Source organism: Thiorhodococcus mannitoliphagus, from assembly GCF_010915725.1.
GTDB classification, from domain to species: Bacteria; Pseudomonadota; Gammaproteobacteria; order Chromatiales; family Chromatiaceae; genus Thiorhodococcus; species Thiorhodococcus mannitoliphagus.
Genome location: NZ_JAAIJR010000178.1, coordinates 1 through 9,118 on the forward strand (window position 1 = coordinate 1; position 9,118 = coordinate 9,118).

A 9,118-nucleotide genomic window follows, 5' to 3' on the forward strand; every position below is an offset into this window, starting at 1 on the left:
AGACTGATGGCGTTACAACGCTTCATCGGCATGCTCCTACAAGGTTCCTGCGAAGATGCCTTATTTTAATAGAATCAAAGCCTTAGATGCTAAGTCCATGGCATTGGGATCACTCCCAGACCCTGCTCCAGGGCGAGGGCTTGATGAAAACGGTGTTCAAGTCCGTCAAGGCCGCCGCTGGCGGCATGGGGCTGGATCGGGTGTTCATCACCGGCGTCTCGCCGGTGGTCTTGAGCGACATGACCAGCGGCTACAACGTCGGCGAGGATATTTTCCTGCTACCCCAGTTCAACGACCTCTGTGGCTTTAACGAGGGTGAAGTCGCAGCCGTGCTGAACCAATTGGCGGCAGAAGGCGGCGACTGGTCGGCGGACCAGGCGCTGGCGACCATGCGCACCTTCTACAACGGTTATCGATTCAGCGAGGAGGCCGAGGAAAGCCTCTATAACCCGACCCTGAGCCTTTACTTCTTCAAGGCACTGGCCACCCAGGGCCAATACCCGAGGCGCCTGCTCGATGAAAACCTGGCCATGGATCGCAACAAGCTAATCTATATCGCCTCGCTACCCCATGGCGAGGAACTCTTGATCGAGGCGCTGCGCGGCGATGACCGGGTGCTGGTGCCTGAGCTGGTGCAGCGCTTTGGCGTGGCCGATGTGCTGGCGGCGGTGAAGGATCAGCCGTTCATGGCGTCCTTGCTGTATTTCTTCGGCATTCTGACCCTGGCCGGCGAGGGCGAACTGGCCAAACTGATCCTGCGCATTCCCAACCTGGTCGCGCGCGGGCTCTATGTGGAACGCCTGCGCGAGCGCTGGCTGCCGGCGACGGATGCGCGTGCCGCTAGCCGCGCGGCCGCCGAACGGCTGTATCTGGACGCCGACCCGGCTCCGCTGTGCGCGCTGATCGAAGAGAGCTATTTCGCCGTGCTGTCCAATCGCGACTACCGCTGGACTAATGAACTCCTAGTGAAATTCGCCTTCCTGACGCTCTTGTTCGACGACCGTCTCTACATGGCTGTCTCCGAGCTGGAGACCGCGCGCGGCTATGCCGATCTGGCCCTGATCGTGCGCCCGGACATGCGTCGCTTCCAAGCGCTCGATCTGCTGCTGGAATTCAAATATCTGAGTCTCAAGGAACTGGGCCTGAGCGGCGAGCAGGTGCGGGGCGAATCGAGCGCGGCCCTAGCCCAGCGACCGGCGGTGGCCGCCAAGCTCGACGAGGCCGAAGCCCAGGCACGCGACTACGGCGGCAACCTCATCCGGCGCCATGGGCTGACTGACCTGCGCGCCTTTGCCGTGGTCGCTCTGGGGGTGGAGCGACTGGTGTTTCGATCCGTTTCAGATTGTCACGTCCGCCCTAATCTAACTGAACCGCAATCCTCTGAACATAAGACTGGATCGACCGCTGGTTGACGGTCTCCGTCTGAGGATCAATCTCCTACTTTGAGTCTGCACAGCTCCGGCGCTGATCGCTGATCGTCTTTGTCCGACCGTCCTGGCCAAGCAGGAACGCAAGCGCAAGCACGAGACCGCTGATGGCAGTCAAGCGAGCGGCAGAATAGGCTCAAGCACCACCAGATTGCTCTCCGCACGGACCACATCCAGATCGACATTGCGCGGGTCAGGCCGCAGAAAAGTACCTGCAACTCGCGCTGAAGTGAGATGCGTATCACGCGGATCGAAGTCGACCTTTCTGTCAGGCGCTATATACTTTAACCCTATGATCGCGATGCCGAATCGGCGCGATTGTTCACCCGGGTCAGGGGTTGGTTATGCCGTCTATCAACGATATCCGCATGCGGCCGAAGTTGATCGGCCTGTTTTTGCTCATCGGTGTGTCGGCGCTGGCCTTTGTCGGCCTGTGGGCGGGCTACCAGGCCGAGAGGGCGCTGCTGCACAAGTCTTACGCCCAACTCGAGTCCGTGCGCGAGATCAAGCGCCAGGCGGTGGAGCGGTATTTCACCCATATCCAGAACCAGATCCTGACCTTCTCTGAAAACACGATGGTGGTGGACGCCATGCGCGAGCTGCGCCTGGTGTTTCCGCGTTTTCGGGAAGAAAACGGCTACGGGGCCGACGACGTCCAGCGCATGGCCGAGGAATTGGCCAGCTATTACACCGATCAATTCTCGGCGGAATTTCGCAACCAGAATGACGGCCGCGACCCTGGGGCGCTGCGCTACTTCAAGCAGCTTGATGACGACTCCCTGGCCCTGCAATACGCCTACATCCAGGCGAATCCCAATCCGCTCGGCGCCAAAGAGTCGCTCGATCATGCGCCCGACAAGTCGAGTTATTCCAAGCTGCACGCCAAGCTGCACCCGGTCATCCGCAGCTATCTGCAAAAGTTTGGCTACTACGACATCTTTCTGGTGGACCCGGACAGCGGCGATATTCTCTACTCGGTGTTCAAAGAGCTGGACTATTCGACCTCCCTGATCGACGGCCCCTATGCCGACACCAATTTCGGCGAGGTCTTCCAGCTGGCTAATGCGGCGACCAAGCCAGAGGTCTTTTTCCTGGTGGACTACGCCCAATACGTGCCATCGTACGAGGCGCCGGCCAGCTTCATCGCTTCGCCCATCTTCGATCAAGGCGAGAAAATCGGTGTCGCCATCTTCCAGATGCCCATCGATGCACTCAACGCCATCATGGCCGAGCGCGCCGGCCTCGGCCGCTCGGGGGAATCCTATCTGGTTGGCCCGGACCTGCTGATGCGCTCGGACTCCTACCTGGATCCGGACAACCACTCAGTCACCGCTTCCTTCCGCCACCCGGAGACCGGCGGCGTCGACACAGTTGCCGTGCATGAGGCGCTGGCCGGCAAGACCGGTTCCGAACTCGTCATCGACTACAACGACAACCCGGTGCTCTCGGCCTACGCGCCGGTCAAGCTGGGCACCATGACCTGGGCGCTGATGGCCGAGATCGACGAGGCCGAAGTCATGGAGCCGATCGACCGGCTGATCCTCTCCGTGGTTGTCGCCGGGTTGGTCTTCGCCGCCATCATCGTGCTGCTCGCCCTGGTGGTGTCCAACGCCATCGCCAGGCCCCTGCGCGCGGGTGTGACCTTTGCCGAGCGCATCGCCGAGGGCGACCTGAGCGCCCGGCTGTCGGTGCATCAGAAAGACGAGATCGGCCTGCTCGCAGATGCCCTGCGCGCCATGATGGACAAGCTCCGCGAGGTGGTGGCCGAGGTGCAAAGCTCGGCGCGCGAGGTCAGTCAAAGCAGCCAGCAACTCGCCGATTCCTCCAGCCGGCTCTCACAGGGCTCCGAGGAGCAGACGCGCTCGGCCGAGGATATCTCCACGTCCATGGCGGATATGACCGAGATCATCCAGGAAAACAGCGAGCGCGCAGCCCAGACTCAGGTCTCAGCGCAAAGTGCTGCCAAGGATGCCCGCGAAGGAGGCGGGGCCGTGAAGCAGACCGTGGCCGCCATGCAGGAGATCACCGGCAAGCTTTCGGTGATCGAGGAGATCGCGCGCAAGACCAACCTGCTGGCCTTGAACGCCGCCATCGAGGCCGCGCGCGCCGGCGAGGCTGGGCGTGGCTTCGCCGTGGTTGCCAGTGAGGTGCGCAAGCTTGCGGCCAGCAGCCAGGAGGCTGCGCGCGAGATCGCCGAACTGGCCGGTCAAAGCCGCGATGTGGCCGAAAGCGCCGGCGCTATGATCGAGCAAGTCGTCCCAGCCATTGAAGAAACCGCCACCATGATCCGGGAGATCGCCCAGGCCGGCCAGCAGCAGAACCAAAGCGCCGAGCGCATCGCCGAGGCCGTCAAACGGCTCGACGCCGTCATCCACTCCAACAGCTCCACCTTCCAGCAAACCTCCGAAATGGCCGAGCAGTTACTGCACAATGCCGAGGACATGCAGCGGGTGATCGGATTTTTTGTCATTGATGGTGCTGGAAAGGGCAAGCGAGCTTAGAGAGCGCCCATCAATTATTTCCCGATGCGAGCGATCCCGCCCGAAATCCCCCCTAGCCCCCCTTTGCGAAAGGGGGGAAGTTGTTGATGGACACTTTCTTAGTCGACAAAAAAGCCCCAGCCAATGGTTGTCTTTGTAGGGTATCGGCAATGCCGATCAGGCGCCGCTCACCCCATGTCCGAAGCGCGGGGGGCTTGCGCGGCGATTTGGGTCGGGTCTCCCCCATCGCATGTGCCGGATGCCTCGTCCGGCACTAGAGTTCAACCGCTGGATCTCGGTTTAATGTTCCAATGACCATTCCTCGCAATGTGGCGGCGTGTCTGTTTGGTGCTCCAGTTGCCCATGGCGAAGCGTCGCGATCGGGATGAATGGATCGTCGGCGCGTGAGTTGTCCAGGATGCGGATGTGGTCGCAGAGCGGCAGGCCGTTTTTGATGTGGTCAAGGAGTCTCGGAATGCGGCTTTCCACCTTATCGGGCGGGACGGAAGACCACCTTCGCTGACTCGATGTGCGACACGCGCCTGATTGAGTTGGACGTTATCCAGATGGATGAGCCAGAGCTGTTTGCGGCGACTCAGGCTTCAGGGTTGACGACCGGGATGAATTGCCCGCCTTCGAACCGGCCGACCAAGATGGTTCCATCGTCTTCCAGGGCTTGAAAGACAGCGCCTGGGTCGACCTCTGTTCCCAGGACTGGTTCGACGCGCACGCGCGCCAGACCAGTCTTGACGCAGAGCAGGGCGTCGGGGCTCAGGATGGCTGCAACCTGGCGCCCGATGCTCGATCTGTTCCGCCGTGCTGCGATGAAAACGCTTGCCGGTCACGGCCGCCGACCGCATCAGATCTTCCTGCAAGCGGATGGGTGAGCCTGCTTTGGGCACGGGTAAAACACCGAGCATGAGATCCAAAAGAGGCTAGGGTGCGGCGGGATCACCATCTCGCTGCCCTCAGTGCTTGTGGTTCAAGCGCCACCCTCGGCGCGACGGGTGGCGTTCGTCGTGGGGGCTGCCCGTGCCGCTCCGGCGAGCGCTGGCCAACCGGCCGTCACCCGGGCCGACGGGGTAAGTTGGCAAAGAGAGGATCCCGGCTTCCTACGAGTAGCAGTCCGATCAAACCGGCCCAGTAGAGCGCGCTGCCAGCCGGCACCCAATGCAGGCCCCACAGCCATCCGAGTGCGGCGGCGCTCAGCGAGAGACAGGCGACATATCTCCAGGCCAGCCCGGAACTCAGTGGTCGTCCGAGCCGCCAGTAGAACAGGGTTCCGGCACCTAGGCCGATCAGGCCCTTGATCAGTACCATCCCGTGAAGCAGCCTAACCAAGTCCGCCGCCATCTGCGGTGCGGACGACAGGGCCAGGGTGGTCGCTAGCGCCACGGTGCCAGCCAAGACCGGCGTCAGAATGAGTCTTAGGCGCAGGGCCCAAACCTTGGCCGCAGACGGGGCGTCCGAGACGAGGACAGCATCGGGCGACGGATCGGCAAGGGTCGGATCGCCCTCGGCCCGGAGCATCTCTACCGGTGGTGGCAACAGGCCCATAACGCCTCCGCGCTCGCAGCGGGCAAGGGTTGCAAATCAATGCGGGGCTACGCTGAAAGGTCGCCGTGGCCCGCAGATGGTCTTTCTGAGCATAGATCGGCTGGGTCAGCCGATTCAACTGGATACGGGGCAGGGCTTTTGGCCGCGAAGGGTCATCTGGACGGCTCTCTGTGCGTTGCAGAATGTCGGGCTGCCGCGCGCCGGACATCGGACGTGCCTCTTGGGCGGGCAGCACGGCCTTCTCTCTACTGGATGCGTGCAGGATTTTGTAGCTCTTGCCAAGGACCTGTTCTCGTCGTCCGCCACCTCTGGGTGCTGCTGGCGGTCCGACTGTTCGAGTCGCTCCCGCTGCGCCTTGATCGATCGTCTCAAAGCTTGCTCCTGCAACTCTCGCGAGGTCCGTCAGCCCCGCTGTTGAGCCTGGGTCGACCCTCCAGCCTTCGCTCGCCCCGCATGCAGCTCGTCCCGGATTTCCGGCGTCGATTGGATTTCTCGACCCTGTCCCTTGTCCCTGCGGGTTGCAGACTCGGATTGCGCTATGGTTGCTTCCGCGCAATGCACGCCCAAATGCAGAGTCATGATCAAAGACATTGTCCTGACCTTGCGCAATACGCTCACGGGCGGCTCCGCTGCCTCCCGCCATCCGCCCGCGACCGTGGCGCAGGTCGACCTCGATCGGCTCTTGGGAACCTGGTTTGAAGTTGCCAGGCTGCCCAACCTAGAGGCTGACGGGTTCGGTCGGCGCTGCGTGGACGTTACCGCGACCTATACGAAACGACCGGACGGTCGCATCAGCGTTCAAACGGTATCCTGCAATGCCAGCGCGGGCATGCGACGCACCGAGGTCAAGGGAATGGTCCGTCCCGCGAACCCGGGCGGTTCGAAGCTGGTGCTGACGTTTTTCCATCTGATTCGTGGGGATCTCTGGGTCATTGGGCTCGACCCTGAGTACCGATGGGCGCTGACCGGCACGCCGAGCCGAAGGCGGTTGTGGCTGATCGCGCGCACTCCGTGCTTGGCCCCCGTCGAGTACGATCGCGCCATGGCGATCGCCGCGGCGCAGGGCTACGACTCGGCGCGCGTCAGGCCAACGCAACACCTGGCTGCGGCGTGAATGGCACCGGGCAGGGGCTACTTGCAGCGCCCGCAGTGGCACGCCGGCCGTCGATGCTGAGCCCATCTGCCTCGGCGCTGCTCTGAGCGAAGTGACTCCAATGGATGACTGCGCGGATGCTCGCCGATAGCTTGGTTCTATAGGCGGATAGGTGTCGGGTGGGCGGTGCAGCTGGACTGGGCCATAAGGCGATTTCCGAGAAAGATTGGCCTGTCGTAGGCTTTGTTCAGGAGATCGTCCCAACACAGCTGCATGTTCTGCCCGGGGTTTGGCTGCCTGAGTTTTCGCGCGTCCGACAATCTGAAGCTGGAAGCATGCGTCGGGGAATTGATTTTGCACTGAAAATGCGTATTCTTCAGCGGCGGGTCGACTGGAAAGAAATCTAGGCGCCTTGAGGCCGGCGCAACGCTTGCTCGGGCTGGCTCCAGCCTGTGGCTTATGGTCGCTTTGTCAGCCTCACTGTAAAAAACCTTGCCATTCGCTTAAGGCTTGAGCATACTTCGCCCGGTGCAGTGTTTCCTTAGTAGTGTTCCGGTAGTACCTCTCTCCGCCGTGCGGTGCGTGGCAGATCCTTCCGAAATAACTCGACAGTCGTCTGCATTAACACACGTTCAATTTCACGATAGAGGTGACCGTAATGGCTACAGGTACAGTTAAGTGGTTCAGTGACGAAAAAGGTTTCGGCTTCATCGCCCCTTCCGACGGCAGCAAGGACGTATTCGTCCATCATAGCGCTGTCCAGGGTGGTGGATTCAAGACGCTCGCCGAGGGGCAAAGCGTCTCCTACGAGGTCGAGCAAGGTCCGAAAGGTCCCAGTGCGGCCAATGTCGTTGCTGAGTAAGCCGATTCGCCAGACGACCTCCGTCTGGTGAAAAAGACCCCGCCTCGGCGGGGTTTTTGCTTTTTGGGGCATTGGAAGGATCTCCGCTCGCCCTTCTTATCCATGCCTCTTGCGTAACCCTGCTGCGATTTCTGCGGCCCACATCCTCAGGCTGTTCGGCGGCGGCCCGTCGGTGCCAACCCTTCGTTGGGCAACGTCTCCGTTAGGTTTGGACGTGGTGATCGCGACGTCGATCATCGGGCCGCCTGGTCGATTGAGAAGGCACGGCGCATGGTTGAGGTAGAGCGACGTGGGAGCGGCGCCCCGCCGCGATTGCGCGTCCGTCGCGGTGGGGTGCCGCTCCCACCGACCGCGCGCTTGGATCACGCGATGCTCGAGGGCCTCAGGGAGAGGGCGTGGCTAAGGCGCTCGTTGCTGTACGCTGTCTAGCCGGGATGCGGTGCCGCGCCTCCGTCCGGCTTGGTCAGCGTGCCTGCATCCTCGCGGCACTGCCGCTGGAGTTCGGCCCAGCCTGTCGGTCCCAGGCGCTGCAGTGTCTCGATGTTGGTCTCGTAGATGGCTTCGGCTTCGGGGAAGGCTGCCACCGCCCGGTCGATGCTGTCCTCGCGGATTAGGTGCAGCGTGGGCCATGGCGACCGGTTGGATGCGTTGTCGATGTCGTCCGGCTCAGTGCCGGCAAATTGGTAGTGCGGGTGGAAGCTGGCAATCTGAATGATCCCCTCTAGCCCCAGCTCGGCCACGGCGTCTTCGGCGACGTCGAGAAAAGCGTTGTACGCCTCAAAGTCGATCAGTGTTCGCGGGTGGATCAGCAGCGTGGTTTCCAGCTGGTCCGCGGGCACCTCGGCCAGCCGTTCCAGCTCGGCGATTAGGTCGGCCCGCAAGGCTGCGGGGTTGGTGGCGTGGCTGAGCGCATATCTCACCAGACCCTTGACCTGCACCGCCTTGGCAAAGGGGCACAGGTTCAGGCCGATCACCATGCGGTCCACCCAAGCCCGGGTTTCGGCGATTTCGCGTTCATCTTGGGTCATCAGACCTCCTGCCTGCATCGCAGGGCGACTTGCCTCATGGTTTCCTCTGTCGTTCATCACGGCCAGCGCCTCATCTGAGGTGATTTCTGTCAAAGCTCATACGCGCCGACTTGTTTTCGAGGCCCGCCTGCGTTTCGCGCCAGCGGTCACAGAGCCCGTCTATGCTCTCGCCGGTGCTTCTTGAAGGCAAGCTCGGTGGGAGCGGCGCCCCGCCGCGATGGTTGCGCGATCGCGGCGGGGCGTCGCTCCCGCGTCGCCTTACCTTAACGGTGTGCGGTGCCGAGTCAACCGACTGGGTGATGGGATGATCAACACCCTTGGCAGCGCGAGAGCGCGATATACCGCCGTGGCTCGAGGGCGATGTCACTTCCCAGCGACGACCTAGCTGCGAGCAGCCATGCGCCGCTCGGCTGCGCTGATCGTGCTGCCCTGGTGGTCAAGCCGCGATCGGGCGGCGGCTTTCTGAAGGCTGAGCGCAGCTTGGCGTCGTCGCGCACAGCTTATCCACAGCCCTGGTCACAGGGCGCGGGGATAACCGCGCTTAGAAAGCGTCCATCAACAACTTCCCCCCTTTCGTAAAGGGGGGGGCTAGGGCATAGCCGTCAGGCTAAGAATAGCCAACGTTATTCATTTTCCATAAACCATTTATATTTCAATCTATTGAACAACTC

Annotated in this window: 5 protein-coding genes and 1 pseudogene; 4 read left to right on the plus strand and 2 right to left on the minus strand. The window is 62.0% G+C overall.

What is annotated here, in order from left to right:
* Positions 1-107: 107 nt before the first annotated feature.
* A pseudogene (locus G3480_RS23715) lies at positions 108-1,412 on the plus strand (AAA family ATPase); the annotation flags it as partial.
* A gap of 383 nt (positions 1,413-1,795) precedes the next feature.
* Positions 1,796-3,928, plus strand: coding sequence for a methyl-accepting chemotaxis protein (locus G3480_RS23720; protein WP_164656709.1), 2,133 nt, complete (start codon positions 1,796-1,798; stop codon positions 3,926-3,928).
* Between the two features lie 1,044 nt (positions 3,929-4,972).
* On the opposite strand, the gene G3480_RS23730 is transcribed toward G3480_RS23720, so the two are convergent.
* Positions 4,973-5,464: a hypothetical protein gene (locus G3480_RS23730; RefSeq protein WP_164656710.1), complete on the minus strand. Its 492-nt coding sequence runs from the start codon at positions 5,462-5,464 to the stop codon at positions 4,973-4,975.
* A gap of 577 nt (positions 5,465-6,041) precedes the next feature.
* Here G3480_RS23730 and G3480_RS23735 point away from each other — a divergent pair.
* The gene (locus tag G3480_RS23735; RefSeq protein WP_164656711.1) at positions 6,042-6,578 is read left to right on the plus strand and encodes a lipocalin family protein; all 537 of its coding nucleotides are present in this window, start codon (positions 6,042-6,044) and stop codon (positions 6,576-6,578) included.
* Between the two features lie 637 nt (positions 6,579-7,215).
* Complete coding sequence (locus tag G3480_RS23740) at positions 7,216-7,419, plus strand: cold-shock protein (protein WP_164656712.1); 204 nt, start codon at positions 7,216-7,218, stop codon at positions 7,417-7,419.
* Between the two features lie 425 nt (positions 7,420-7,844).
* Here G3480_RS23740 and G3480_RS23745 read toward each other — a convergent pair whose 3' ends face one another.
* A complete protein-coding gene (locus tag G3480_RS23745; RefSeq protein WP_164656713.1) occupies positions 7,845-8,447 on the minus strand; it encodes a DUF1415 domain-containing protein in 603 nt (200 codons plus the stop codon).
* Between the last annotated feature and the right edge of the window lie 671 nt (positions 8,448-9,118).